Origin of the sequence: Cellulosimicrobium cellulans (assembly GCF_016921195.1) — a bacterium.
GTDB lineage: Bacteria > Actinomycetota > Actinomycetes > Actinomycetales > Cellulomonadaceae > Cellulosimicrobium > Cellulosimicrobium cellulans_F.
In genome coordinates this window covers 135,299-160,545 of the sequence record NZ_JAFGYF010000002.1, presented here as the reverse complement: position 1 = coordinate 160,545, position 25,247 = coordinate 135,299, and the positions used below count along the sequence as shown (strand labels likewise).

Below are 25,247 nucleotides of genomic sequence, written 5' to 3'. Positions count from 1 at the left end.
CGATCGCCGCTGATCGGTCGACCCGGATGGGTGGACGGCCCCAGGGACCGGGGCCCGCGCGGGGCCGTCACGGCCCTGCGCTGCACTCGACCCTAGGACGGACTTTCGATGATGCCAAGTCAGAAGTCGAATTATGGCGGCGAAAAGTTGGGCTGGGCTGCTCACGAAAACCGAGCGCGACCGTGCTGGTCGCCCGGCGATCGCCGGCCGGTCGACGGCCGGTCGCGCTCGACCAGCGCGGCTGTCAGTCGACCCGCAGGCCGACCGTCGCGCCCCGCGCGACGGGGCGGATCTCGACGCCGGGCAGCTGCGGCGACCGGGCGAGGAAGTCGCGCAGCGGGCTGCGGAAGACGCCGTAGTCGTCGTAGTGGACCGGGACGACGAGCGGCACGCCGACGCGCCGTACGAGGTCGGCCCCCTGGACGTCGTCCATGGTCACCGTCCGGCCGAGGATGCGCGTCCCACCGAGGTGGGCGACGACCGAGTCGAGATGCGGGAACGCGCGCGCGACGACGTCGACGTGGTCCCCGGTGAGCGTGTCGCCCGTGACGTACACCTGGGTCTGACGGTCCCCGTCCACGCGGTGGGTGTAGACGGTGCCCATGACCTCCGGCAGCAGCGCACGCAGGGCGCCCCGCGCGTGGATGGCCGGGACCGACTCCACGTCGAGCGTCTCCTTGCCCGACCGGAACGTCTCGATCGTGCCGGTCGGCATGCCCACCGTCGCGAAGTGGTGGCGCGCGAGGCGCCGCGCCGCGGACGGCGTGGTGAGGAGCGGCACCTGGCGTGTCAGGCCGCGCCGGGCGACGCGGTCGAAGTGGTCGCCGTGCAGGTGCGACAGGACGATCGCGTCGAGCGGCGGCAGCCCGGTCGGCCCGAACGCCGGCTCCGTGCGGCGCCGCGACGCGAGGCCCTTGCCGAGGTACGCCCACTGGCCGCGGTGCAGGAAGTTCGGGTCGGTGAGCACGGTGAAGCGCCCGAACCGCAGGAGCGCGGTCGCCGTCCCGCCGAACGTGAGCGTCGCGCTCGCGCGGCCGCTCACGGCTCCCCCAGCCCTTCGAGGTGGACGGCCTTGCGGACGGTCATCTCGTCGAGCAGGTCCGGCCCGTACCCCGCTCCCCCGCCGCTGCCACGGCGCGGGTCGGCCGACCCGCCCGGCGCGCCGCCGAACACCGCGTTGACCTTGACCGTGCCGACGTCGAGCACGTCCGCCGCGCGCAGCGCGTGGGCGAGCGACGGCGTGAGCACGGTCGCCGCGAGCCCGTAGGCCGACGCGGACGCGCGGCGCAGGCCCTCGTCGAAGTCCGCCACGCGCACGACCGGCGCGACGGGGCCGAACGTCTCGGCGGTGAGCAGGTCGACGTCGTCCGGGCAGCGGTCGAGCACGGTGGGCGCGTAGTACGACCCCGGCCGGTCGAGCCGTCGCGCGCCCGTGACGAGCTCCGCGCCCGCCGCGAGCGCCCCGCGCACGTGCTCCTCCACGACCGCGAGCTGCTCGTCGTCGACGAGCGGCCCCATCGTCGTGGCGTCGTCGCCGGGGTCGCCCACCACCACCTCGTCCGCGAGGCGCGCCAGCTCGGCGACGACGGCGTCCGCGACCTCCTCGACGACGTAGGCGCGCTCGACCGCGGTGCAGAGCTGCCCGCCGTTGGTGAACGCCCCCGTCGCGATCTGGCGGGCGGCGAGGACCGGGTCCACGCCCGCGTCGACCACGATCGGGTCCTTGCCGCCGTTCTCGAGCAGCACCTTCGCGCCGCGCGCCCCGGCGACGGCCGCGATCCGGCGTCCCGCGGCCGTCGACCCGACGTGCGCGACGAGCGCGACGCCGTCGTGCGCGACGAGCGCCTCGCCCGTCCCGCCGTCCCCGCTCACGACCCGCAGCACGTCCGCCGGGAGGGCCGTGGCCACGAGCTGGGCCAGGCGGACCCCGGGTGCGTCGCTGCGCTCGGACGGCTTGTGCACGACCGCGTTGCCGGTGACGAGCGCCGCGGCGAGCAGCCCCGCGGCGGCGGGGTACGGGTCGTTCCACGGCGTGATCACGGCGACGACGCCGCGGGGCTCGCGACGCACGACGTCCAGCGCCGCGGGGTCCCCGGCGAGGACCCGCCCCGCGCGCCCGAGGCCCGCGACCGCGGCCTCGTCGAGCAGGTCCGCCGCGACCTCGGCCGAGGCACGTGCCTCGGCCTCGAGCCGACCCGTCGTCGCCCGCAGCAGCGCGCCGAGCTCGTCGGCGGCCTCGCGCACGGACCGCGCCGCGGTGCGCAGGGCGGCGGCGCGGTCGGCCGGCGCCGTCGCGCGCCACGCGGGCCAGGCGGCCGCGGCGGCGCGGACGGCGGCGTCGACCTCGTCGGCCGTCGCGCACCGGACCGGGGCGGCGGGGCGGCCTGTCGAGGGGTCGGTCCGCTCGAGGCGTCGGTCCGCGGCCGGCGCGGTCGAGTCGAGGCGACGGGTGGTCGGGGCGGTCGACATGGTCATACGGGCCTCCTGGAGAACGACACGAAGAGAACTACGTACAGGTGCGGCGTGGGCGTGCGAGAAGCGCTTCTCCGGGTGAGGGTGAAGACGGGTTGCAGCAGAGCCGACCCGCACGCGTCAGGCGGTGGCCCACGTTTCTCGGGGCGCACCACGAGCCTGACCCGATCCAGGGAGGCTCGCAGCCCCATGCGCGTCCTCGGTGTCAACGCCCTGTTCCACGACCCGTCCGCCGCCCTCGTCGTCGACGGGCGCGTCGTCGCCGCCGCGGAGGAGGAGCGCTTCTCACGGCGCAAGCACGGCAAGCGCCCGCTGCCCTTCGCGGCGTGGGAGCTGCCCGAGAAGGCGATGGCCTGGTGCCTCGAGGAGGGCGGGCTGCGCCCCCAGGACCTCGACGCCGTGGCCTACTCGTTCGACCCCGCGCTCGCCAAGCCCGCGGAGGAGATGGGTCTGCCGGACCCGTGGGACTGGCTGCGCGTGCAGTACGCCGAGCGCGCGCCGCAGTTCCTCGCCACCGCGCTGCCGGGCCTGTCCCCGTCGACGGTGCGGTTCGTGCCGCACGAGGTCGCGCACGCGGCGTCGGCCGCGCTCGCCTCCCCGTTCCCCGTGGCGAGCGTCCTGTCGCTCGACGGCCGCGGCGAGCGCTCGTCGCACCTCGCGGGCCGCTACGACCACGGCCGCCTGGAGGTGCTCGCGAGCCAGGAGCTCCCCCACTCCCTCGGGCTCGTGTACGAGTCGCTCACCGAGCACCTGGGGTTCCTCCGGTCGAGCGACGAGTACAAGGTCATGGCGCTCGCCTCCTACGGCGAGCCGCGCTTCCTCGACGACCTGCGCGAGGTCGTCTACGCGACGGGCGACGGCGGGTTCGTCGCCGAGGTCCCGGACTGGGAGCGCTGGGCTCCCCCGCGCACCGACGACGGCACGTGGGGCACCGAGCACGGCGGCCGGGCCGAGCATGCCGACCTCGCGGCCTCCGTGCAGGCCCGGCTCGAGGAGGTGCTCGTCGACCTCGCCACGTGGCTGCACGGCCAGACCGGTGACCGCGTCCTGACCATGGCGGGCGGCACGGCGCTGAACTGCGTCGCGAACTCGCGCGTCTGGCGCGAGTCGCCGTTCGAGGAGGTCTGGGTCCAGCCCGCGGCGGGCGACTCCGGCACGGCGCTGGGCGCCGCGCTCCAGCTCGCCGCGGATGCCGGCGACACGGTGGAGCCGATGGGCTCGGCGGCGCTCGGCCGCGCGTGGGGCGACGAGGCGCTGGCGCGGTGGCTGCGCACGGCCAAGGTGCCCTTCACGACGCCCGACGACCTGCCGGCCGAGGTGGGGCGCATCCTCGCGGACGACGGGATCGTCGCGTGGTTCGACGGCCGCGCCGAGCTCGGCCCGCGCGCGCTCGGGCACCGCTCGCTGCTCGCGCACCCCGGGCCGGTGGAGAACCTGGAACGGCTCAACGACGTCAAGGGGCGCGAGCAGTTCCGCCCGGTCGCCCCCATGGTGCTGCTGGAGGACGCGCCCGAGATCTTCTCGGGCGGACCGGTCCCGAGCCCGTACATGCTGTTCGTGCACGAGGTCGCTCCCGCGTGGCGCGAGCGCATCGCGGCCGTCGTGCACGTGGACGGGACCGCGCGCATCCAGACCGTCGACGACTCGACGCCGCGCCTGCAGGCCACGATCCGCGCGTTCAAGGAGCTCACCGGGCTGCCCGTCGTCGTCAACACGAGCCTCAACACCGCGGGCCGCCCCATGGTCGACGACCCGCGCGACGCGCTCGAGCTCTTCGGCTCCGCGCCCGTCGACGCGCTCGTGCTCGGCCCGCACCTCGTGCGCCGCGCCGACGTGTTCGCCGCTCCGTCCGGGGCGACGGCGTGAGCGCGCCCGCGGCCCGACCCGCGTCCCCGGTCCCGTACGCCGTCGTCGTGCCCACGATCGGCCGCCCGTCGCTCGACCGCCTCCTGGAGACGCTCGTCGCCCAGGGCGACGGGCCGGGCGCCCCCGGACCGGCCGAGGTCGTCGTCGCGGACGACCGACGCCTGCCGCTGCCGGGCACGGACGACCCGGTGCCCGCCCCGCTCGACCTCGGCGCGGCCGGGCGCGCGCTCGGTGCGCGAGTCGTGCGCACGGGCGGTCGTGGACCGGCCGCGGCCCGCAACGCGGGGTGGCGCTCGACCTCCGCGCCGTGGGTCGTGTTCCTCGACGACGACGTCGAGCTCCCGGCCGGCTGGGGCGCGCTGCTGGAGCGCGACCTCGCGACGGCGGCGCCGCGCACCGGCGGTGTGCAGGGCGGGCTCCACGTGCCGCTGCCCGCCGACCGACGACCGACGGACTGGGAGCGCGGGACCGCGGGCCTCGAGCGCGCGGCGTGGGCGACCGCCGACATGGCCTACCGCCGTGCCGCGCTCGAGGAGGTCGGCGGGTTCGACGAGCGCTTCCCCCGTGCCTATCGCGAGGACGCCGACCTGGCGCTGCGCGTGCGCGACGCGGGCTGGGCGGTCGTGCGCGGGACGCGCACGACGACCCACCCCGTGCGCCCGGCGGACGACGCGGTGAGCCTGCGCGTCCAGGCCGGCACGCGCGACGACGCCACGTTCCGCGCGCTGCACGGGCCGCGCTGGCGCGAGCGCGCCGAGACGGGCCGCGGCCGTCTCGCGTGGCACGTCGCGACCGTCGGAGCCGCGGCCGTCGGCGTCGGCGGGCTGCTCGCCCGGCGTCCGCGCGTCGCGGCGCTCGGCGCGCTCGGCTGGACGGCCCTCACCGCGCAGTTCCTCGGCCGCCGCCTCGCGCCCGGACCGCGACCGGGCGACGACGGGTTCGGGCCCGAGCTGCGCCGCATGGCGTGGACGAGCGCCCTCATCCCGTTCGCCGCCGTGGGGCACCGCGTCGCGGGCGCGTTCGCCTCCCGCCGCGGGCTCGACCCGTGGCCCCCTCCCCTCGCGGCGGTGCTGCTCGACCGCGACGGCACGCTCGTGCACGACGTCCCGTACAACGGGGACCCGTCGGCCGTGCGCCCCGTCGACGGCGCGCGCGCGGTGCTCGACGACCTGCGGGCACGGGGGGTCCGGCTCGGCGTCGTGTCCAACCAGTCCGGGATCGGGCGCGGGCTCGTCACCCGCGCGCAGGTCGACGCGGTGAACGCGCGCGTGGACGAGCTGCTCGGCCCGTTCGACACGTGGCAGGTGTGCCCGCACGCACCGGACGACGCGTGCGCGTGCCGCAAGCCCGGGCCGGGCCTCGTGCTCGCGGCGGCGGACGCGCTCGGCGTCGAGACGTGGCGGTGCGCCGTGGTCGGCGACATCGGCGCCGACGTCGGCGCGGCGCTCGCTGCGGGCGCCGCGCCGGTCCTCGTGCCGACGCCCGTGACGCGCCCCGAGGAGGTCGCCGCCGCGCCCCGCGTCGCGGTCGACCTCGCCGACGCCGTCCGCGCGCTCGGCGACCGCCTCCCCGCCGTCGCCACCGACGCCGGCCCGGACGGCGCCGACCCCGGTGACGCGTCCCGCACCGAGGAGCGGGCGGCATGAGCGCCGACGTGCTCGCCGTGCGCCTCGACAGCGACGGCGACGTCCTGCTCACGGGTCCTGCGATCCGGGCGATGGCGCACGCGGTCGCGCCCCGCGGCGGCCGGGTCGACGTGCTGGCGGCGCCCGCGGGCCACGCCGCGGCACGGCTGCTCCCGGACGTGCGCGACGTGCTCGTGTTCGACGCGCCGTGGTCCGGCTACCGGCCCCCGCCCGTGGACCGCACGACCGTCCTCGACCTCGTCGGCAGCCTCGCCGCGCGGCGCTACGCCGCCGCGGTCGTCTTCACCTCGTTCCACCAGAGCCCGCTCCCGGCGGCGATGCTCCTGCGGCTCGCCGGGGTCGGGCACGTCGCCGCGGTGAGCGAGGACTACCCCGGCTCGCTCCTCGACGTGCGCCACACGCGCCCGCCCGGCCTGCACGAGGTGGAGGCGGCGCTCGACCTCGTGCGGGCCGCGGGGTTCGGCGGGCCGCCCGACGGGGACGGGCTGCGCGTGCGGCGTCCGCTCCCGGACGTCGCGGACCTCGTCCCCGCCGAGCCGTACGTCGTCGTGCACCCGGGGGCTTCGGTGCCCGCCCGGGCGCCGGCGCCCGACCACGCGCGGGAGCTCGTCGCGGCGCTCGTGGCGTCGGGCCGGGAGGTCGTCGTGACGGGCGGCCCGGGCGAGACCGCGCTGGGCGCCCACGTCGCGGCAGGCCGCGCCCGGGACCTCTCGGGCCGCACCGACCTCGCGGGCCTGGCCGCCGTGCTCGCTGGGGCGCGGTGCGTCGTCGTCGGCAACACCGGCCCCGCGCACCTCGCCGCCGCGGTCGGCACGCCGGTGGTGTCCCTCTTCGCGCCCGTCGTCCCGGCCGGACGGTGGGCGCCCTGGGGGGTCCCCGTGGTCGTGCTGGGCGACCAGCACGCCGCGTGCCGCGACACGCGCGCCCGGGTCTGCCCGGTCGCCGGGCACCCGTGCCTGGGCGGGATCGAGCCCGACGACGTCGTCGCCGCCGTCGCGCGGCTCGAGGTCCCGCACGTCGTGGGGACTCCCGAGCCCCGCCCGAGCCGCACCACGACGCCGTCGGTCGCGGGGGTGGCGCGATGAGGATCCTCGTCTGGCACGTGCACGGATCCTGGGCGACGGCCTTCGTCGCGGGCGGTCACGAGTACCTCGTCCCGGTCGTCCCGGACCGCGGGCCCGACGGCCGCGGTCGTGCGCGCACCTGGGACTGGCCGCCCGGGGCCCGCGAGGTCGCGCCGGACGAGCTCGCCGACCTCGCGACGGACCGCGCGATCGACGTCGTGGTCCTCCAGCGCCCCGAGGAGGTCGAGCTCCTGCGCCGCTGGACCGGGCTCGTGCCCGGCCGCGACGTCCCCGCCGTCTACGTCGAGCACAACGCCCCCACCGGCCACGCGGCCTCGACGCGCCACCCGCTCGCCGACCTCGACGTCGTCGAGGAGGGCCTCGTGCCGATCGTCCACGTGACGGCCTTCAACGCGCTCATGTGGGACACGGGCGACGCGCGCACGACCGTGGTCGACCACGGCATCCCCGACCCCGGGCCGCTGTACACGGGCGAGCGGGCGAGCGTCGGCGCCGTGGTGAACGAGCCGGTGCGCCGCTGGCGCGTCGCCGGGACCGACGTGCTCGTGGGCCTCGGCCGCCGCGTGCCGCTCGACGTCTACGGCATGGGCGTCGGCAAGCTCGCCGAGCACCTGTCCCCGGCGCCCGGCGCCGCGCCGCACGATCTGCCGCACGGCCTGCACGACGACGTCCCGCAGGCCGCGATGCACGCACGGCTCGCGACGTCGCGCGCCTACCTGCACCCCTACCGCTGGACCAGCCTGGGGCTCTCCCTGCTGGAGGCGATGGCGCTCGGCATGCCCGTCCTCGCCCTGCCGACGACGGAGGCGCCCGTCGCGGTGCCCCCGGCCGCGGGGCTCCTCAGCTCCCGCCCCGACGAGCTCGCCGCGACCGCGCGGCGCTGGCTCGCCGACCCCGACGACGCACGCGAGCACGGCCGGGCGGCGCGCGCCCACGTGCTCGAGCACTACTCCCACGCCGCGTTCCTGCGGCGCTGGGACACGGTCCTGACGGAGGTGACCTCATGAAGATCGCGATGATCTCCGAGCACGCCAGCCCCCTCGCCGCGCTCGGTGGCGTCGACGCGGGCGGGCAGAACGTGCACGTCGCGTCGCTCGCCACCCGGCTCGGCGCCCAGGGCCACCGCGTCGAGGTGTTCACGCGCCGCGACGACGCGTCCCTCCCCGAGCGCGTGCCCCTCGCGCGCGGCGTGGACGTCGTCCACGTGGACGCCGGCCCGCCGGTGGCCGTGCCCAAGGACGACCTCCTGCCCCACATGGACGCGTTCGGCGCGGACCTCCTGCGGCGGTGGATCGAGCCCGGGCCGCGCCCCGACGTCGTGCACGCGCACTTCTGGATGTCCGGGATCGCGGGCCTGCTCTCCGCGCCCGCGCTCGGCGTGCCGCTCGTGCAGACGTTCCACGCGCTCGGGTCGGTCAAGCGCCGCCACCAGGGCGCGCACGACACGAGCCCCGCCGAGCGCGTCGCCCGCGAGCGCCTGCTGTGCCGCGCGGTCGACCGGATCGTCGCGACGTGCGCCGACGAGGTCGCCGAGCTCGTGGCCCTCGGCGCGGACCCCGACCGCATCGACGTGGTCCCGTGCGGGGTCGACCTCGGCCGGTTCCTGCCCGACGCCGACCGCACGGAGCACCTGCACCGCGCACCCGGGAGCCTGCGCCTGCTCTCGGTCGGCCGCCTCGTCGAGCGCAAGGGCGTGGACACGGTGATCGAGGCGCTCGCGGAGCTGCCGGGGGCCGAGCTGGTGGTCGCGGGCGGCCCGGCGGCGGACGCGATGGACGACGACCCGGAGGTGCTCCGGCTGCGCGCCGTCGCCGACGCGTGCGGCGTCACGGACCGCGTCCGGTTCGTGGGCAGCGTCACCCAGGACGACGTGCGCGAGCTCATGCACGCGGCCGACGCCGTGGTGTGCGACCCCTGGTACGAGCCGTTCGGCATCGTGCCGCTCGAGGCGGCCGCGTGCGGCAGGCCCGTCGTCGGCGCGGCCGTGGGCGGGCTGCTCGACTCGGTCGTCGACGGCCGCACCGGCATCCTCGTCCCGCCACGCGACCCGGGCGCGCTCGCGACGGCACTGCGGCGGCTCGCCGACGACCCGGCGTTCGCGGAGCGCCTCGGCTCGGCCGCGCGTGTCCGGGCCGAGCACCTGTACGGCTGGTCGACGGTCGCGGCCCGCACCGCCGAGTCGTACGAGCGCGTCGTGGCCGCGCGGCGGGTCGCGCCAGGGCGATCGCGGCCGGTCGTCGGCGCGCGTGCGCTGCGGGCGGTGAGCGCGCCGTGACCGCGCACGGGACCGGGCGCGCCGACGGACCGCAGGACGCGGCCCGGCGCTGGCTGCGCGACCACGCCGCGGACCTGCACGACGGGCTCGACCTGCTCACCGCCGAGGCCGGGCGCCTCGACGCGTGGGGCGCGCGGCTCGCCGACACGGTGCTCGCGGGCGGGCGCCTGCTCGTCGCGGGCAACGGCGGCAGCGCCGCGGAGGCGCAGCACCTCACGGCCGAGCTCGTGGGGCGCTTCGACGGCGAGCGCACGCCCCTGTCGGCGATCAGCCTGCACGCCGAGACGTCGAGCCTCACCGCGATCGTCAACGACTACGGCATCGGGGAGATGTACGCGCGCCAGGTCGCCGCGCACGGGCGCCCGGGCGACGTCCTCGTGCTGCTGTCCACCTCGGGCGAGAGCGAGAACGTCGTCGCCGCGGCCCGTCGCGCGCGCGAGCTCGGCCTCACGACGTGGGCCCTCACCGGACCGCGGGACTCCTCGCTCGCCGCGGCGTGCGACGACGTGCTGGCGCTGCACGGGGCGTCGACCTCGTCGGTCCAGGAGCTCCACCTCGTCGTCGTGCACGCGCTGTGCGCGGCGCTCGACGCGCACGTGCGGCACCGGGAGGCGGCGTCTCGCGCCGACGCGCCCGGCACGGTGCCGCGCGACGAGCTCCGCGACGAGCCCGAGACACCGGTGCCGCCCGTGCCGCCCGACGCGCCGCGCGTCGTCGTCGTCGGGGACGTGCTGCTCGACCGCGACGTCGACGGCCAGGTCACGCGATTCTCCCCCGACGGGCCCGTGCCCGTGGTCGACACGCTCGGCGTCCGGCGCAGCCCGGGCGGCGCGGGGCTCACGGCCCTCCTCGCGGCCGACGCCGCGCCCGTGCGCCTCGTCGCGCCGCTCGGCGACGACGACGCGGGGCGCGAGCTGCGCGCGCTGCTGCGCCCGCACCTCGACGTCGTCGCGCTGCCCCAGGTGGGCACGACGCGGCGCAAGACGCGCGTGCGCTCGGGCGGGCAGACCGTCGTGCGCGTCGACGACGGCGGTCCGGCGCGCCCGGACGACGTGCCCGAGCGCGCCGTCCGCGCGGCGCTCGCGGGCGCCGACGTGGTCCTCGTCTCGGACTACGGTGCCGGGACGACGCACGCCGGCCCGGTGCGCGACGCGCTCGAGCACGCGGCCCGCGACCGGACGGTCGTGTGGGACCCGCACCCGCGCGGCGGGCCGCCCGTGCCCGGGACCGCGCTCGTGACGCCCAACCTCGCCGAGGCGCTCGACGCCGCGGAGGCGCTCGGGCTCGACGTGCGCGCCGACGACCCGGGGGGCCTCGCCCGGTCGCTCGCCGCGGCGTGGGGCGTGGGCGCGGTGTGCGTCACCGCGGGCGAGCAAGGGGCGTTCGTCGCGCGCGCCGACGGCGAGCCCGCGTACGCGCCCGCGCCCGCGGCGCACGGCGACCCGTGCGGCGCGGGCGACCGGTTCGCCTCGACCGCGGCGGTCGCGCTCGCCCGGGGTGCCGAGCTCCTCGAGGCGGTCGTCGCCGCGGTCGGGTCGGCGTCGGAGTGGGTCGCCACCGGCGGCGCCGAGGGCTACCGCCGACGCGCGGACGCGGCGACCGGGCACGCGTCCGGGACTCGGCGGACGGCGCCGGGACAGGCCGCCGCGCCCGCCGGCACGGACGCGACCCCCGAGGACGTGGCGGCACGCCTGCGCGCACGCGGGGGCACCGTGGTCGCCACCGGCGGGTGCTTCGACATCCTCCACGCCGGTCACGTCGCGACGCTCGAGGCCGCGGCGCGCCTCGGCGACCACCTCGTGGTCCTCCTCAACGGCGACGCGTCGGTCCGCCGGCTCAAGGGCCCCGAGCGGCCCGTCGTCGGGCAGGCCGACCGCGCGCGCGTCCTCGCCGCGCTCGACTGCGTGTCGGCCGTCGTCGTGTTCGACGAGGACGACCCCCGTGCCGCGCTCGACCGCCTGCGGCCGGACGTGTGGGCGAAGGGCGGCGACTACACCGAGGAGACCTTGCCCGAGGCGGAGGTGGTCCGGCGCCACGGCGGCCGGGTCGTCGTCCTGCCCTACGTCGACGGTCGCTCCACGACCTCGATCCTCGAACGCTCCGGGCGGTTCGCGCCCGGGCTCCCGACCCTGACGGAGGAGACCACCGCATGACCTCGACCACCTCGTCCACCCAGCAGCCCGACCAGGCCCCGGTCCCGCGCGAGCTCGGCACCGTCTACGTCACGGGCGGCGCGAGCGGCCTCGGCGCCGCGCTCGTCGACGCCGTGACCGCGGCGGGCGGCAAGCCGGTCGTCCTCGACCGGGTCGCGCCCGCGGGCGCCGTCCCGCACGCCGTCGTCGACCTGTCCGACTCGGCCGCCGCGGCCGCGGCCGTCGAGCGCCTCGCGCTGGAGGTGGGCCCGCCCGACGCGGTCGTCACCGCCGCCGGCACCGACGCGTGCGGGCGGCTCGACGAGATCGACGTCGAGACGTGGGAGCGCGTCGTGCGCGTCAACCTGTTCGGCACGGTCGCCGTCGTGCGCGCCGCGCTGCCCTTCCTCGAGGAGCGCCGCGGCACGGTCGTCACGGTCGCGTCCACGCTCGGCCTCAAGGGCGTCTCGGACGCGACCGCCTACTGCGCGTCCAAGTTCGCCGTGCGGGGGTTCTCCCAGGCGCTCGCCGCCGAGCTCGCCGGACGCGTCGGCGTGACGTGCCTCGTGCCCGGCGGGATGCGCACAGCGTTCTTCGACGGCCGCACGGAGCAGTACAAGCCCGGCCCCGACGCCGACCTCAACGACCCGCGCGCGACCGCCGCCGCCGTCGTCACCGCGCTGCGCCAGCCCGTGGGCTGCGAGATCCGCGAGATGCTCGTCATGGCGTCCGGCGAGACGTCGTGGCCGTGACGGCGGGCGCGACCGAGCCGACGCCCGACCTGCCGGGGCTCGCCGACCAGGACGAGGGCACGGTCCTCGTGCTGCGCGCGCTCGGTCTGGGGGACGCGCTCACGGCGGTCCCCGCCCTGCGCGGCGTGCGTCGCGCGTGGCCCGGGCGCCGCGTCCTGCTCGCCGCTCCCGAGGAGGTGGGCGGCTGGCTCCGCGACCTCGGGCTGGTCGACGGCGTGGTGCCCGCGCGGGGCCTCGAACCCCTCGCGTGGGTCGAGGAGTCCGAGACGGTGACCGGCGCCCCGCCGTCCGGGCACGTCGCCGTGAACCTGCACGGCAGCGGGCCGGAGAGCCACCGCGTGCTCCTCGACACCGCGCCCGAGCACCTCGTCGCGTTCGCGTCGCGCGAGGCGGGCGTCGCCGGGCCGGACTGGGACCCGGACGAGCACGAGGTCGACCGCTGGTGCCGGCTCGTGACGGCCGCGGGCGGCGCGTGCTCGCGCGAGGACCTGCGTCTCGACCCGCCCGCGTCGCGCGGGCGGCACGTCGTCGTGCACCCCGGCGCGGCGTCGGGCTCGCGCCGCTGGCCGGCGGACCGGTTCGCCGCCGTCGCGCGCGAACTCGCCGCCGCGGGGCACGACGTCGTCGTCACGGGAAGCGCGGACGAGCGCGACCTGTGCGCGCGCGTCGTCGCGGACGCGGACGCCTCGCTCGGCGGCCTCGCGGGGGCGCCGGACGGGACCGGCAGCCTGACCGACACCGCGGGCACGCTCGACCTGCCCGCGCTCGCCGACGTCGTCGCGACCGCGCGGCTCGTGGTGTGCGGCGACACGGGCGTCGCCCACCTCGCCACGGCGTACGGCACCCCGTCCGTCGTCCTGTTCGGGCCGACCCCGCCGGCGACGTGGGGGCCCGCCGTGGACCCCGAGCGCCACGCGGTGCTCTGGCACGGCGGCACGGAGCCCCAGCCCGGTGCGCACCGCGGCGACCCGCACGCCGCCGACCTCGACCCGGCGCTCGCCCGGATCACGGTCGACGAGGTCGTCGAGGCCGCGCGGTCCCTCCTCGCGGCACCGGAGGGCGCCGCCGAGATGCGTGCGGGCGGCGGGGTCCGGAGGGTCGGGTCATGACGTCTCCCGATCTCGACCCGCGCACCGCCCGGCCCGCGGCCCCCGCTGCCGAGGGAGCGCACGAGCGCCCCGTGGCGCTCGTCACGGGCTCCGAGTCCGGCATCGGACGGGCCACCGCCGTCGCGCTCGCGGCCGACGGGTTCGACCTCGGCCTGTGCTGGTACGCCGACGAGGACGAGGTGCAGGAGACCGCGCGGCAGGTCCGGGACGCGGGCGCGACGGCGGTGACCCGTCGCGTGGAGGTCCCCGACCTCGACGCGCTCGTCCCCGCGGTGGACGCCCTCGCGGCCGAGCTCGGCCGGGTCGACGCGCTCGTCAACGTCGCCGGGACGGGCACCTCGACGCCGTTCCTCGACCTCGACCTGGCCACGTGGCGCGAGGTGCTGACGACGGACCTCGACGGCCCGTTCGTCCTGACGCAGGCCGCGGCACGGCACGTGATCGTCGGGGGACGCGGCGGTCGCGTGGTCAACGTCACGAGCGTGCACGAGCACGCGCCGCGCGTCGGCGCCGCCCCGTACTGCGCCGCGAAGGGCGGCCTGGGGCTGCTGACCCCCGTCCTGGCCGGTCGACGGCGGCATGCTCCGGATGGGACCGATGGCCGGCTCGCACCTCACCTCGGACGACTGGCGCCGCCCGTGACACGCGCCCGGCGCGCCGACCCCACCGACCCGACCGACGGAAGGACCGCACCATGACCGGCCCCGACTCCCCCGACCCCGACCCGCTGGACGCCTCGCACCGCTCACCGGCCGCCGACTTCTCGGCGAGCGGCGACGTGCAGCCCGGCGAGACGCCGCCCGCCGAGGACCAGGTGAGCGCGCCGCAGGGCCACGAGGAGCACGGCCCGCACCGCGCGGTGCCGTGGCTGTGGGTCGGTGTCGTCGGGGCGGTCGCGGTCCTCGTGGCCCTGTTCTTCGTCGGCTACGCCGTGGGGCTGCTCGACTGAGGTCGGCCCGCACGGACGGCGGCCACGCCGAGCGCGCGCACGTCCCACCCGGCCGCGCGCCACCGGTCGCCGTCGACGGCGTTGCGCGCGTCGACCAGCCGGGGCGCGCGCACCGCGTCGGCGAGGTCGTCCGGGTCGAGCGCGCGGTACTCGTCCCACTCGGTGGCGAGGACGACGACGTCGGCGCCCGCGGCCGCCTCGCGCGCGTCGGCCGCGTACCCGAGCTCGGGCGCGACCGCCTGCGCGAGCGCCAGGGCCTGCGGGTCCGTGACCACGACCTGCGCGCCCTCGGCGGCGAGCGCCCGGGCCAGCGCGAGCGCGGGCGAGCTGCGCACGTCGTCGCTGTCCGGCTTGAACGCCGCGCCGAGGACCGCGACGCGGCGGCCCGCGAGCGAGCCCCCGCACGCCGTGCGCGCGAGCTCCACGGCACGGTCGCGGCAACGGTCGTTGATCGCGTCGACCTCGTCGAGGAACGACACCGCCGGTCCCACCCCGAGCTCGCGCGCCCGGGCCGCGAACGCACGGATGTCCTTGGGCAGGCACCCGCCCCCGAACCCCAGCCCCACGCCCAGGTACTCGCCGCCGATGCGGCGGTCGAGCGCCATCGTGCCGACGAGCGCGACCGCGTCGCCGCCCGCGGCCTCGCACACCTCCGCCACCGCGTTCGCGAACGAGATCTTCGTCGCCAGGAACGCGTTCGCCGCGACCTTGGCCAGCTCCGCCGTGGCGAGGTCGGTCACGAGGCGCGGCACGCCGTCGTCCAGGAGCGGCGCGTAGACCGCGTCGAGGCGCTCCACGAGGGCGCCGCCGTCCTCGGGCACGCCGTAGACCAGCCGGTCGGGGTGCAGCGTGTCGGCGACCGCGTGGCCCTCGCGCAGGAACTCCGGGTTCCACGCGAGCCCGACGCCGGCGGGCAGGTCACGCGCGAGCCGCTCCGCCGTGCCGACGGGCACGGTCGACTTGCCGACCACGACCGCACCCGGCCGCAGGTGCGGTCGCAGCGCGCCGAGCGCCGCGTCGAGCTGCTGCAGATCGGCCACCCCGCTCCCGGCCGACTGGGGCGTCCCGACGCACAGGAAGTGCACGTCGGCGTCGGCGGCGCGTGCGGCGTCGGTCGAGAACGTGAGGGAGCCCGGGCCGTCGGGGTCGGCCAGGAGCGCCGCGAGCCCCGGCTCGAAGAACGGGGCTCGACCGTCGGCGAGCGCGGCGACCCGGGCTCGGTCGACGTCGATGCCGACGACGTCGTGACCGAGCCGCGCCATGGCCGCGGCGTGCACGGCCCCGAGGTAGCCGCACCCGTGCACCGAGAGCCTCATGCGCCCGTCCCTCCCTCGCCGGCGATCGCCGGGGTCCCGACCGCTCCCGCGGGGACCACCGCGCCGCGCCCCGCCTCCTCGCGGAACCACGCGACCGTGCGGGCCAGGCCCTCGGGCCACGGTGTCCGCGCGCGCCAGCCCAGGACGCGCTCCGCGAGCGTCGTGTCGGGGCGGCGGCGGCGGGGGTCGTCCTCGGGCAGGTCGACGTGGACGACACCCGCGTCGCTCCCCGTCGCGGCGAGCACGTCCTCGGCCACGCGGGCCACCGTGAGCTCGGTCGGGTCACCCAGGTTCACCGGGCCCGGGTGACCGGAGCGCGCGAACGCGAGCATGCCCTCGACGAGGTCGTCCACGTAGCAGACCGAGCGCGTCTGGGACCCGTCCCCGGCCACGGTGAGCGGCTCGCCCGCGAGCGCCTGGCGCACGAACGTGGGGACCATGCGCCCGTCGTGGCCGCGCATGCGCGGCCCGTAGGTGTTGAAGATCCGCACGATGCCCGCGTCCACGCCACGGGACCGTCGGTAGGCGGCCGTCGTCGCCTCGGCGAACCGCTTGGACTCGTCGTAGACGCTGCGCGGCCCGATCGGGTTGACGTTCCCCCAGTAGTCCTCGCGCTGGGGGTGCACCTCCGGGTCCCCGTAGACCTCCGACGTCGAGGCGAGGACGAACCTGGCCCCGGCCCGCTGGGCGAGCTCGAGCGCGTGGCGCGTCCCCGCGGAGCCGACGAGGAGGGTCTCGAGCGGGAGCCGCAGGTAGTCCACGGGCGAGGCCGGCGACGCGAGGTGCAGCACGAGGTCGACCCGGTCGGCGTCCGGGACGTCGACCCCCGCGCTGACGTCGGCCTCGACGAACCGGAACCGGGGCTCGTCGCTCAGGGCGTCGAGGTTGCGGACGTCGCCGGTCGACAGGTCGTCTACGCACACGACCTCGGTGCCCTGGGCCACGAGCCCCTCGCACACGTGGCTGCCCACGAACCCGGCGCCGCCCAGCACGACCGCGCGCCGCACCGGGCGGCGCGCCGCCGGGGCGCTCATCGGCGCACCACCTTGAAGAAGGTGCTGCCGCCCCCTCCCGCGCGCTGCGCCTGGTAGAGGAACGCGAGGCCCTCGGCGTCGAACTTCTCGAACCACGTCTCCCACGAGACGTGCTCGAGCTCGTCCTCGCCCGCGCCGCCGGGGAAGTCGATCCGGAGCACGCCGGCCTCGTCCCCGCCGCTCTCCGTGCCGCGCACGCTCGCCGGCGTCCCGCCGTTCTCCTCGACCCACGAGCGGATCTCGTCGTGGTCGGTCGTGGTCCTCGTCTCCGAGCTGTCACCCATGGCTCGTCTCCTCGCGACGGTGCGCGACCGTGGCTCGGGACGCCTGGTCCCGGCCGGTCGCGCTCGTGCGGACGGGCTCGCTGCTGGACCCGGGACCTTCACGCTCACACGGGCCCACGCGGCTCGCACGTGCTCCGGCGCCGCCGCGAGAGGCGCCTCGCTCGGGCCGCGAGCAAACCCCGGCCGTGGCACGGTGACCCGATGAGCGCACCGACCGCACCCCAGCAGCAGGCCGCCGACCCGGACACCAAGCTGTCCCGCTCGGTCGGCGGACGGCTGCTGTACCTCTTCATCCTCGGCGACGTGCTCGGCGCGGGCGTCTACGCGCTCGTCGGCGAGATGGCGGGCGAGGTGGGCGGCGCCGTCTGGCTGCCGCTCCTCGTCGCCCTCGGCCTGGCCCTCCTCACCGCCGGCTCGTACGCCGAGCTCGTGACGAAGTATCCGCGGGCCGGGGGCGCCGCGGTGTTCGCCGACCGGGCGTTCCGCAGCCCGCTCGTGTCGTTCCTCGTGGGCTTCTCGATGCTCGCCGCGGGCGTGACGAGCGCCGCCGGGCTCTCGCTGGCCTTCGCCGGCGACTACTTCGCGACGTTCGTCGACGCGCCCGACCGGCTCGTGGCCGTGCTGTTCCTCGCCGTCGTGGCGGCGCTCAACGCGCGCGGCATCAAGGAGTCGCTGCGCGCCAACGTCGCGATGACCGCGATCGAGCTGTCCGGCCTCGTGCTCGTCGTCGTGCTCGCCGCCGTCGTGCTGGGGCGCGGCGAGGGGTCGCCGGGCCGCGTCACGCAGTTCGCGGAGGGCACGACGCCGGCGCTCGCCGTCCTCGCGGCGGCGATCCTCGCGTACTACTCGTTCGTGGGGTTCGAGACCTCGGCGAACCTCGCGGAGGAGGTGCGCGACGTGCGCCGCACCTACCCGCGCGCGCTCTTCGGCGCGCTCGTCACGGCCGGGGTCGTGTACGTCGCGGTGGGCGTCGCCGCGGTCGCGGTCGTCGACCCCGAGACGCTCGCCGGCTCGACCGGTCCCCTGCTCGAGGTCGTCGACGCGGAGGGGTCGGTGCCCGCGTGGGTCTTCTCCCTCGTCGCGCTGATCGCCGTCGCGAACGGGGCGCTGCTCACGATGATCATGGCGAGCCGGCTCGCGTACGGCATGGCCGAGCAGGGCCTGCTGCCGGCCACGCTCGGGCGCGTGCTCCCGCGCCGCCGCACGCCGTGGGTCGCGATCGTCGTGACAACGGCGGTCGCGATGGGGCTCGTCTTCACGGGGGACGTGGCGGGGCTCGCCGAGACGGTCGTGCTGCTCCTGCTGCTCGTGTTCGCCTCGACGAACGTCGCGGTCCTCGTGCTGCGGCGCGACCCGGTCGACGCACCGCACTTCCGCGTCGCGACGGTCGTGCCGGTGCTCGGCGTCGCGTCGTGCGTCCTGCTGCTCACGCAGCAGGACGCGGTCACGTGGCTGCGTGCGGGGATCCTGCTCGCGGTCGGCGCGGTCCTCTACGGCGTCATGCGCTGGACGGGCCGGGCGCGCGGCGCACGACCCGCGCGCGAGGACTGACCGCCGGCGGCCGCAGCGCCCGGCCCGGGGGTCAGGCCGTCGCGACCCGCGCGACCGAGCCCCGCACGACGAGATGCAGGGGAAGGACCGTGCGGGCGGGCGCGCCGGCACGGCGGTCGCCGGTCATGGACCGCTCGATCGCGTCCATGGCGGCGAGCGCGAGCGCCGCGACGGGCTGCTCGAGCGTCGTGAGCTTGGGGCGCAGCCACTGGCCGACGCGGATGCCGTCGCAGCCCACCACCGAGAGGTCGTCGGGGATGGAGATGCCGTGCAGCTCGGCCGCGCCCAGCATCCCGACGGCGACGATGTCGCTGCCGACGAACACGGCCGTCGGCGCGTTCCCGGGCCGCGTGAGGTAGGGGAACGTCGAGGCGCCGAACTGCTCGGTGTACGGCCCGTGGCGCACCAGGTCCGGGTCGACGTCGAGACCGGCGTCGTGCATCGCGTCGACGTAGCCCCGCAGGCGGTCCTGCGTCGTCGAGAGCTCGGCGGGCCCGGCGACGTGCGCGATGCGGCGGTGCCCCTGCTGCACGAGGTAGCTCGTGGCCTGGTAGGCGCCGCCGTAGTTGTCCACGGTGATCGTCTCGACGGGCAGGTCGAGGTCGACCTCCTCGTCGATGACGACGACGGGCAGGCCGTCCGCGACAGCGCGCGCGAGGCGGTCGTCGGTGCGTGACATGCCCACGTAGACGACGCCGCCGAGCGAGCCGTCGCTCGCGAGGAGCTGGCCCAGGCCGGACTCGGCGTCGCCGTGCCGCGTCGACAGCGCGACGACGAGCGGGACCCGGCGGTCGCCCGCGAGGCGCGCGACCTCCTCGGCGAGGGCGGTGAAGAACGGGTTGACGAAGTCGGGGACGACGAGCGCGACCACCCCGGTGCGGCGCTCGTCCTCGCGCGGGGCCGGGCCCGGGGCGGGGACGACGTACCCGACCTCGCGCACGGCGGCGTCGATCCGCGCCGCCGTCTCCGGCTGCACGTTGAGCTGCCCGCGCAGGTAGCGCGACGCCGTCGAGGCCGACACGCCGGCACGTTGCGCAACACGCGTGAGCGTCATGGCTCCCCTTCCTCGGGGCGGTCCCCCAGATCCCCTGCACTCTACCGGGAGCGTCGGGCCGCGCGCGGAGGTGCACGGTGTTGACAGCCGCGCCGCCCGCCCCCTACGGTCTTGCGCAACGCTACACAACGTTGCGCAACGTCGTCGAGGACGTCGCCGCGCGACCTGATCGCAAGGAGGCCGGGATGAGCCGGGTTCTGCTCGCCGGGGAGTCGTGGATCAACGCGACCACCGACTACAAGGGGTACGACGCGTTCCCCCACGCCCAGCTCGAGATCGGGTGCGCGCGCCTGCTCGAGGCGCTGGCCGCCGAGGGCCACGAGGTCACGCACCTGCCCTCGCACCTCGTCGCCGAGGACTTCCCCTCGACGCTCGACGAGCTCGACGCCTACGACGTCGTGATCCTGTCGGACATCGGCGCCAACTCGCTCCTGCTGCCGCCGGTCGTGTTCTCCCAGGGGCGCCCGTTCCCGAACCGGCTCAAGCTCCTCGCCGAGTGGGTCCGCCGCGGCGGCGGCCTGATGATGGCCGGCGGCTACCTCAGCTTCCAGGGCTTCCAGGCCAAGGCGAACTACCACGGCACCGCCGTCGAGGCCGTCCTGCCCGTCGACATCCTCCCGTACGACGACCGCGAGGAGACCCCCGAGGGCATCGGCGGCACCCTGACCGACGTCGAGCACCCCGTCACCGCGGGTCTCGACCGCGAGTGGCCGATCCTCCTCGGCTACCAGCGCCTCACCGCCAAGGCCGACGCGACCGTCCTCGCCACCATCGAGGGCCGCCCGCTCGTCGCCGTCCGCACCGAGGGCCGGGGGCGCACGCTCGCGTTCGCCTCCGACATCTCCCCCCACTGGGCCCCGCGCGAGTTCATGGACTGGGCCGGCTACGGCCCGCTGTTCGGCCAGGCCGTCACCTGGCTCGCGGGCTGATGACGCCCGAGGTGGTGGTCGTCGGCAGCCTGAACATGGACCTCAGGCTGACCGTCGACCGCCTGCCCCGCTCGGGCGAGACCGTCTCCGCGACGGGCCTCGTCCGCTCCCCCGGCGGCAAGGGCGCCAACCAGGCCGTCGCCGCCGCCCGGCTCGGTCGGCGCGTCGCCATGGTCGGCGCCGTCGGGGACGACGACGACGGCCGCGCGATCCGCCGTCGCCTCGCCGTCGAGGGCCTCGTCCTCGACGGCCTCGCGACGGCGGACCGCCCCACGGGAGTCGCCGTCGTGCTGTGGGAGCAGCCCGAGTCGACCATCGTCATCGAGCCCGGCGCGAACGCCGTCGTGGACGAGGCGTTCGTCACCCAGCGCGCCGACCTCGTCCGCGACGCCGCGGCCGTGCTGTGCCAGTGCGAGACGCCGCTCGGTGCCCTGCGCGCCGTCGCGGCCACCGCGACGGGCACCACCGTGCTCAACCCGGCGCCCGCCGTCCCGCTGCCCGCCGACGTGCGCTCCGCGTTCCGCGTGCTCGTGCCCAACCGGTTCGAGCTCGCGACCCTCGTCGGCGCGGACGACGAGCCCGTCGGCACCGACGCCGTGCTCGCCATGGTGCGCGCGCTCGACCACCCCGGGGACGTCGTCGTCACCCTCGGGGCCGACGGCGCGCTCGTCGTCCCCGCGGGCCGCGCACCGGTCACCGTCCCGGCAGTGCGCGTCGACGCCGTCGACACGACCGCCGCCGGCGACTCGTTCTGCGCGGCGCTCGCGGACGGCCTCCTCCACGGCGGCGACCTCGTCGAGTCCGCCCGCTGGGCGGCGCGCGTCGCCGCCTCCACCACCACCCGCCACGGCGCCGTCGACTCCCTGCCGCGCGCCACCGACCTGGCCCTCGAGGGCACCAGGATTCCGCTCCACAGCTAAGTCCGACGTACCGTCGGAGGAAGGCACGGTCACGCAATGAAGCACACCACGCCGGCGACCACCGGTTCCCCGTCCGGCACTCAGGGAGGTGCTCTGAACTCGTCAGCCCGCCGCAGCAGGGTCAAGGACACCGCGACCGCCCTGCTCGTCGTCGCGACCGTCCTCGCGGGGGCCCTCGGCCCCATGCAGGCGGCCGTCAACGGCCAGCTCGGCAAGACGATCGGCGACGGCCACGCCGCCGCGCTCATCTCGTTCGGGACCGGCCTGGTCCTCATGTTCGTCGTCGTGTTCGCGCGCCCCGCGACCCGACGCGAGGCGCTCGCGATCCCCGGCCTCATCCGCTCGCGCACCATCCCGTGGTGGAACTACCTCGCGGGCCTGTGCGGCGCCGTCATCGTCCTCTCCGAGGGCGTCACCGTCGGCGTCCTGGGCGTCGCCACGTTCCAGATCTCGCTCATCTCCGGCCTCGTCATCTCGGGCGTCGTCTGCGACCGCCTCGGCGTCACGGCGTCGGTCAAGCAGCCGCTCACCGCGACCCGGCTCCTGGGCGCCGCGCTCGCCATCGCGGCGACCGTCGTGGTCATCTCGCCGAGCTTCTCCGTGCCGCACACGATCGTCCTGGCGATCATGCCGTTCGTGGGCGGCCTGCTCGCGGGCTGGCAGCCCGCCGGGAACGCGGCCGTCGCCGACGTCACCGGCTCGATGCTCGTCTCGATCGGGTGGAACTTCCTCGTGGGCTTCACCGCGCTGCTGGTCGCCTACCTCGTGCGCGCGGCGACGGGCGGCGTCGACTTCCAGCTCCCGAGCGAGTGGTGGATGTACCTGGGCGGCCCGCTCGGCCTGCTCTCCATCGCGCTCATGGCGCTCCTCGTGCGCGGCCTCGGGCTGCTGCTGCTCGGCCTCGCGTCCGTCGCGGGCCAGCTCGTCGGCTCGCTCGTCCTGGACGCCGCGATCCCGGCGCTCGGGCACACCGTCCACGTCGCGACCGTGATCGGTACCGTCATCGCGCTCGTCGCCGCCGGGATCGGCATGATCCCGTCGGGCAAGGCGGCCCACCCCGACGAGCCGGGCGACGGCGCGCACGAGGACGCCGTGGCCGCGGCGGTCGCGGGCGGCGAGGCGGGCGAGGCGAGCCGGCGATGAGCGTCACGCCCGCCGGCCACGTCCAGACCGTCACCGGCCGCGCCGCGGCCGCGGACCTCGGCCTCACGCTCCCGCACGAGCACCTGTTCAACGACTTGTCCGGGGTGCTCGACCCGCCGAGCTACCGCTTCTCCGAGGCGGTCGTCGAGGCCCCGGTGTCCGCGTCGCTCGCGTGGGCGCTGCGCCAGGACCCGTACTGCTGCGCGGACAACATCGCCGACAAGCCGGTCGCCGCGGTCGCGGCGGAGCTCGAGAGCTTCGCCGCGCTGGGCGGCCGCACGATCGTCGACGCGACGTCGAGCGCCGCGATCGGGCGCAACCCCGAGCGCCTCGCGGAGGTCGCGCGCCGCACCGGGCTGCACGTGGTCGCGGGCTGCGGCGCGTACCTGGAGAAGTTCGAGGGCGACCGCATCGCGGCCGCGGCCGTGGACGCCCAGGCGTCCGCGATCGTCGCGGAGCTCGCCGACGGGATCGGCGGGACCGGCGTGCGCCCCGGCATCATCGGCGAGATCGGCGTCTCGCCGTCGTTCACCGCCGGCGAGGCCGCATCGCTGCGCGCGGCGGCCCTCGCGCAGCGCGAGCACCCGCACGTCGCGCTCCAGGTGCACCTGCCCGGGTGGCAGCGGCGCGCGCACGAGGTGCTCGACCTCGTGCTCGACGAGGTGGGCGTGCGGCCCGAGAAGGTCGTGCTGTGCCACATGGACCCGTCCGCGGACGACCCGGACTACCAGCGGTCCGTGGCCGAGCGCGGCGTCTGGCTCGAGTTCGACATGGTCGGCATGGACATCACCTTCCCGAAGGAGGGCGTGTCCCCCGACCCGCACACGACCGCCACGGCGGTGCAGCGCCTCGTCGAGGGCGGTCACGCGGGCCAGGTGCTGCTCAGCCACGACGTGTTCCTCAAGCAGATGTGGGTGCAGCACGGGGGCAACGGGTTCGCCTACGTCCCGACGGTGTTCACGGAGATGCTCGCCGCCCGCGGCGTGCCGCGCGACGTGCTCGCCCGCCTCACGCACGACAACCCGGTGGCGATGCTCACCGCCTGACGGCGGCAGCGCCGCCTGCTCGCCGCACCGCGACCGTACGGGTGCGCGACGGCGCCCGCCGCACGCGGGGTGCGACGGGCGCCGTCGGGGGTGTCGGACGACGGGTCAGTCCGTGCCCGCGTAGGCGAGCACGAGCTCCTCGGTCACCGTCTCGCCGTCGCGCTCGGTCGTGGCCGTGACGGTCACCTCGCCGGACGGAGCCTCGACGAGCCGGGTCGCGAACGACTGGTAGGCGTTCTTGCCGGGCGCCACGTCGGCGAACTCCTTGCTGCCGTACGGAGTCGCCAGGGTGATGTCGACGGGGGTGTCGTCCTCGTTGAGCACGCGCACCGCGACGTACTGCTTGCCGCCCATCGTCCGCAGCTCGGCCTCTGCGGCGAGGTCGATCGCGGGGCCCTCGTCCACGAGCGCGCTCTGCCAGACGACGAGGTCGTCGATCTTCGACGCGAGCAGCTCACGGTCGCCCGCGGCCGCGGACAGGTGGTCGACGAGCGACCGTGCGCCGCCCAGGACCTGGACCGCGGTCGCCGGGTCGTCCGCGTCGGCCGCGCTGCGCGCGCTGCCGAGCAGCGACGAGATCGCGCCCGCGATGACGCCGTCGCCCACCGCGGAGGTGTTCAGGCCCGCCACGACCTCGTCGACCTCGCCGAAGGTGACGCAGTTGCCGCCGCCCTCGACGACGCCCGCCGTCCACTCGACGCCCTTGAGCACGTGCTCGAGGAAGAGCGGGTCGGTCCACGAGGCGTCGGTGTGCCCGGCGCCCTCGTACCACGAGCGGCCGCCCTCGAAGTTCTGGCACCACGCGATCGGGTGGTCCTCGCCCATGGCGTTGTTGCCGGGGTTGTACGTCGACTCGTCGAGCGTGATGAGGACGTGCACGTCCTCGCGCGGGTTGGTCGTGTAGTTGTACCACTCGTCGAACCGCTCCCAGACGGCCGGCAGGTGCGCGGTCGAGGGGTGGGCGGGGCTCTCGACGCGCATCGTCGCCGTCTGCTGCTGCGGGTGGCTGACGAACCGCGCGCCACCACCGGTGAGCTCGCTGTACCAGGGGACGGTGTGCATCGTGTCCGTCGCCGCGTGCAGGCCGACGAACCCGCCGCCGCCGCGGATGTAGCCCTGGAACGCCGCGAGCTCGGCGTCGTCGAGCAGGCGCGGGGTCGCGGGGTTGAGGGAGTTCGTGTTGTCGACCGGCGACGCGAAGACGATGGTCGCGTACTGGGCCAGGTCCTCGGCGCTCGTGAACGGCGACGAGTCCAGGCTCAGGTCGGGCTGGCCCGGCGAGCCGGCCCCCCACCAGCCCGCGGAGTCGTTCGGCGGGTCCCACACGTCGACCGTGAAGCCGTTGTCGGCACCGAGCGCGATGAGCGCGCGCGTGGTGTCGTCGATGTGCGAGTGCCGGAACCCGAGCGTCTCGCCGACCACGAGGATCTTGTAGCCCTCCTCGTCGGCTGCGGCCGGGCCGGCGGCCACGAGCGTCGCCCCGCCCGCGAGCGGCAGCGCGACCGCGGCCGCCACCGCCCGTCTGATCGTCGTTCCGCTGAACAAATCCATGCGTGCTTCTCCCTCGTCGTCGAGAGCGCGAGCCGGGCGTTCGGATCCCGGTCGGTCCCCGGGCACCCTCGGCATCCCGGCGGCGCGCGCACTCCTGCGTGCGTGGACGTCGGCTGCTGCCGATGCTGCGAGT

The 25,247-nt window shown here is 76.7% G+C and carries 22 protein-coding genes; 15 read left to right on the top strand and 7 right to left on the bottom strand.

The features are described 5' to 3' along the window. Nucleotides 1–244 precede the first annotated feature (244 nt). Together JN535_RS05675 and JN535_RS05670 are read right to left on the bottom strand one after the other, a co-directional pair. Entirely contained in the window at nt 245–1,042 is a 798-nt protein-coding gene (locus JN535_RS05675) for an MBL fold metallo-hydrolase (protein ID WP_205203506.1), read from the bottom strand. Then, a complete protein-coding gene (locus JN535_RS05670) occupies nt 1,039–2,475 on the bottom strand; it encodes an aldehyde dehydrogenase family protein (RefSeq protein WP_240200667.1) in 1,437 nt (478 codons plus the stop codon). The genes JN535_RS05675 and JN535_RS05670 overlap by 4 nt, the downstream gene beginning before the upstream one ends. A gap of 186 nt (nt 2,476–2,661) precedes the next feature. Here JN535_RS05670 and JN535_RS05665 point away from each other — a divergent pair, with 186 nt between their 5' ends. The 10 genes from JN535_RS05665 to JN535_RS05620 are packed head-to-tail and all read left to right on the top strand — an operon-like array spanning nt 2,662 to nt 14,286. Then, entirely contained in the window at nt 2,662–4,338 is a 1,677-nt protein-coding gene (locus JN535_RS05665; RefSeq protein ID WP_205203504.1) for a carbamoyltransferase family protein, read from the top strand. Further along, nucleotides 4,335–5,984, top strand: coding sequence for an HAD-IIIA family hydrolase (locus JN535_RS21480; protein WP_205203502.1), 1,650 nt, complete (start codon nt 4,335–4,337; stop codon nt 5,982–5,984). Before JN535_RS05665 ends, JN535_RS21480 begins: the two co-directional genes overlap by 4 nt. Continuing rightward, nucleotides 5,981–7,069 (top strand): glycosyltransferase family 9 protein, encoded by a 1,089-nt coding sequence (locus JN535_RS05655; protein WP_205203500.1) that lies wholly within the window; start codon nt 5,981–5,983, stop codon nt 7,067–7,069. Before JN535_RS21480 ends, JN535_RS05655 begins: the two co-directional genes overlap by 4 nt. Next, nucleotides 7,066–8,076, top strand: a complete 1,011-nt coding sequence (locus JN535_RS05650; RefSeq protein ID WP_205203498.1) for a glycosyltransferase family 4 protein — start codon at nt 7,066–7,068, stop codon at nt 8,074–8,076. The genes JN535_RS05655 and JN535_RS05650 overlap by 4 nt, the downstream gene beginning before the upstream one ends. Beyond that, the gene (locus JN535_RS05645) at nt 8,073–9,344 is read left to right on the top strand and encodes a glycosyltransferase (protein WP_205203496.1); all 1,272 of its coding nucleotides are present in this window, start codon (nt 8,073–8,075) and stop codon (nt 9,342–9,344) included. Before JN535_RS05650 ends, JN535_RS05645 begins: the two co-directional genes overlap by 4 nt. After that, nucleotides 9,341–11,497 (top strand): PfkB family carbohydrate kinase, encoded by a 2,157-nt coding sequence (locus tag JN535_RS05640; protein WP_307868269.1) that lies wholly within the window; start codon nt 9,341–9,343, stop codon nt 11,495–11,497. Before JN535_RS05645 ends, JN535_RS05640 begins: the two co-directional genes overlap by 4 nt. After that, nucleotides 11,494–12,228 (top strand): SDR family oxidoreductase, encoded by a 735-nt coding sequence (locus tag JN535_RS05635; RefSeq protein WP_205203494.1) that lies wholly within the window; start codon nt 11,494–11,496, stop codon nt 12,226–12,228. Before JN535_RS05640 ends, JN535_RS05635 begins: the two co-directional genes overlap by 4 nt. After that, nucleotides 12,219–13,337 carry a glycosyltransferase family 9 protein gene (locus JN535_RS05630; RefSeq protein ID WP_307868268.1) on the top strand — a complete coding sequence of 373 codons (1,119 nt, stop codon included), beginning with the start codon at nt 12,219–12,221 and terminating at the stop codon, nt 13,335–13,337. The genes JN535_RS05635 and JN535_RS05630 overlap by 10 nt, the downstream gene beginning before the upstream one ends. Next, a complete protein-coding gene (locus JN535_RS05625) occupies nt 13,334–14,035 on the top strand; it encodes an SDR family NAD(P)-dependent oxidoreductase (RefSeq protein WP_307868267.1) in 702 nt (233 codons plus the stop codon). Before JN535_RS05630 ends, JN535_RS05625 begins: the two co-directional genes overlap by 4 nt. Continuing rightward, nucleotides 14,032–14,286, top strand: a complete 255-nt coding sequence (locus JN535_RS05620) for a DUF6480 family protein (protein ID WP_205203493.1) — start codon at nt 14,032–14,034, stop codon at nt 14,284–14,286. Before JN535_RS05625 ends, JN535_RS05620 begins: the two co-directional genes overlap by 4 nt. Here JN535_RS05620 and JN535_RS05615 read toward each other — a convergent pair. The 3 genes from JN535_RS05615 to JN535_RS05605 are packed head-to-tail and all read right to left on the bottom strand — an operon-like array spanning nt 14,262 to nt 16,920. Then, on the bottom strand, nt 14,262–15,602 hold the full coding sequence (locus JN535_RS05615) for a UDP-glucose dehydrogenase family protein (protein WP_205203491.1): 1,341 nt from the start codon (nt 15,600–15,602) through the stop codon (nt 14,262–14,264). The genes JN535_RS05620 and JN535_RS05615 overlap by 25 nt on opposite strands. Next, complete coding sequence (locus JN535_RS05610) at nt 15,599–16,636, bottom strand: NAD-dependent epimerase/dehydratase family protein (protein WP_205203489.1); 1,038 nt, start codon at nt 16,634–16,636, stop codon at nt 15,599–15,601. The genes JN535_RS05615 and JN535_RS05610 overlap by 4 nt, the downstream gene beginning before the upstream one ends. After that, nucleotides 16,633–16,920, bottom strand: a complete 288-nt coding sequence (locus JN535_RS05605; RefSeq protein ID WP_205203487.1) for a hypothetical protein — start codon at nt 16,918–16,920, stop codon at nt 16,633–16,635. The genes JN535_RS05610 and JN535_RS05605 overlap by 4 nt, the downstream gene beginning before the upstream one ends. A 201-nt stretch (nt 16,921–17,121) precedes the next feature. On the opposite strand from JN535_RS05605, the gene JN535_RS05600 reads away from it, so the two are divergent. Further along, entirely contained in the window at nt 17,122–18,471 is a 1,350-nt protein-coding gene (locus tag JN535_RS05600; protein ID WP_205203485.1) for an APC family permease, read from the top strand. 31 nt (nt 18,472–18,502) lie between these two features. Here the strand turns inward: JN535_RS05600 and JN535_RS05595 are convergent, their stop codons facing one another. Then, nucleotides 18,503–19,525 carry a LacI family DNA-binding transcriptional regulator gene (locus JN535_RS05595; RefSeq protein ID WP_205203483.1) on the bottom strand — a complete coding sequence of 341 codons (1,023 nt, stop codon included), beginning with the start codon at nt 19,523–19,525 and terminating at the stop codon, nt 18,503–18,505. Nucleotides 19,526–19,710: 185 nt separating this feature from the next. On the opposite strand from JN535_RS05595, the gene JN535_RS05590 reads away from it, so the two are divergent. The 4 genes from JN535_RS05590 to JN535_RS05575 are packed head-to-tail and all read left to right on the top strand — an operon-like array spanning nt 19,711 to nt 23,563. Next, nucleotides 19,711–20,454 carry a glutamine amidotransferase gene (locus tag JN535_RS05590; protein WP_205203481.1) on the top strand — a complete coding sequence of 248 codons (744 nt, stop codon included), beginning with the start codon at nt 19,711–19,713 and terminating at the stop codon, nt 20,452–20,454. Then, nucleotides 20,454–21,374 carry a ribokinase gene (locus JN535_RS05585; protein WP_205203479.1) on the top strand — a complete coding sequence of 307 codons (921 nt, stop codon included), beginning with the start codon at nt 20,454–20,456 and terminating at the stop codon, nt 21,372–21,374. Before JN535_RS05590 ends, JN535_RS05585 begins: the two co-directional genes overlap by 1 nt. Before the next feature lie 36 nt (nt 21,375–21,410). After that, a complete protein-coding gene (locus JN535_RS05580; RefSeq protein ID WP_240200666.1) occupies nt 21,411–22,517 on the top strand; it encodes a DMT family transporter in 1,107 nt (368 codons plus the stop codon). Next, the gene (locus JN535_RS05575; protein WP_205203477.1) at nt 22,514–23,563 is read left to right on the top strand and encodes a phosphotriesterase family protein; all 1,050 of its coding nucleotides are present in this window, start codon (nt 22,514–22,516) and stop codon (nt 23,561–23,563) included. Before JN535_RS05580 ends, JN535_RS05575 begins: the two co-directional genes overlap by 4 nt. 105 nt (nt 23,564–23,668) lie before the next feature. On the opposite strand, the gene JN535_RS05570 is transcribed toward JN535_RS05575, so the two are convergent. Next, nucleotides 23,669–25,114 carry a ThuA domain-containing protein gene (locus JN535_RS05570; RefSeq protein ID WP_205203475.1) on the bottom strand — a complete coding sequence of 482 codons (1,446 nt, stop codon included), beginning with the start codon at nt 25,112–25,114 and terminating at the stop codon, nt 23,669–23,671. Nucleotides 25,115–25,247: the final 133 nt, after the last annotated feature.

Excerpts from the sequence above, each read along its gene's own strand:
- JN535_RS05645 (WP_205203496.1), top strand. The coding sequence starts at position 8,073 with ATGAAGATCGCGATGATCTCCGAGCACGCCAGCCCCCTCGCCGCGCTC.
- JN535_RS05610 (WP_205203489.1), bottom strand. The coding sequence starts at position 16,636 with ATGAGCGCCCCGGCGGCGCGCCGCCCGGTGCGGCGCGCGGTCGTGCTG.
- JN535_RS05625 (WP_307868267.1), top strand. The coding sequence starts at position 13,334 with ATGACGTCTCCCGATCTCGACCCGCGCACCGCCCGGCCCGCGGCCCCC.
- JN535_RS05600 (WP_205203485.1), top strand. The coding sequence starts at position 17,122 with ATGAGCGCACCGACCGCACCCCAGCAGCAGGCCGCCGACCCGGACACC.
- JN535_RS05605 (WP_205203487.1), bottom strand. The coding sequence starts at position 16,920 with ATGGGTGACAGCTCGGAGACGAGGACCACGACCGACCACGACGAGATC.
- JN535_RS05595 (WP_205203483.1), bottom strand. The coding sequence starts at position 19,525 with ATGACGCTCACGCGTGTTGCGCAACGTGCCGGCGTGTCGGCCTCGACG.
- JN535_RS05665 (WP_205203504.1), top strand. The coding sequence starts at position 2,662 with ATGCGCGTCCTCGGTGTCAACGCCCTGTTCCACGACCCGTCCGCCGCC.
- JN535_RS05580 (WP_240200666.1), top strand. The coding sequence starts at position 21,411 with ATGAAGCACACCACGCCGGCGACCACCGGTTCCCCGTCCGGCACTCAG.
- JN535_RS05590 (WP_205203481.1), top strand. The coding sequence starts at position 19,711 with ATGAGCCGGGTTCTGCTCGCCGGGGAGTCGTGGATCAACGCGACCACC.
- JN535_RS05635 (WP_205203494.1), top strand. The coding sequence starts at position 11,494 with ATGACCTCGACCACCTCGTCCACCCAGCAGCCCGACCAGGCCCCGGTC.
- JN535_RS05615 (WP_205203491.1), bottom strand. The coding sequence starts at position 15,602 with ATGAGGCTCTCGGTGCACGGGTGCGGCTACCTCGGGGCCGTGCACGCC.
- JN535_RS05650 (WP_205203498.1), top strand. The coding sequence starts at position 7,066 with ATGAGGATCCTCGTCTGGCACGTGCACGGATCCTGGGCGACGGCCTTC.
- JN535_RS05585 (WP_205203479.1), top strand. The coding sequence starts at position 20,454 with ATGACGCCCGAGGTGGTGGTCGTCGGCAGCCTGAACATGGACCTCAGG.
- JN535_RS05655 (WP_205203500.1), top strand. The coding sequence starts at position 5,981 with ATGAGCGCCGACGTGCTCGCCGTGCGCCTCGACAGCGACGGCGACGTC.
- JN535_RS05575 (WP_205203477.1), top strand. The coding sequence starts at position 22,514 with ATGAGCGTCACGCCCGCCGGCCACGTCCAGACCGTCACCGGCCGCGCC.
- JN535_RS05670 (WP_240200667.1), bottom strand. The coding sequence starts at position 2,475 with ATGACCATGTCGACCGCCCCGACCACCCGTCGCCTCGACTCGACCGCG.
- JN535_RS05620 (WP_205203493.1), top strand. The coding sequence starts at position 14,032 with ATGACCGGCCCCGACTCCCCCGACCCCGACCCGCTGGACGCCTCGCAC.
- JN535_RS05570 (WP_205203475.1), bottom strand. The coding sequence starts at position 25,114 with ATGGATTTGTTCAGCGGAACGACGATCAGACGGGCGGTGGCGGCCGCG.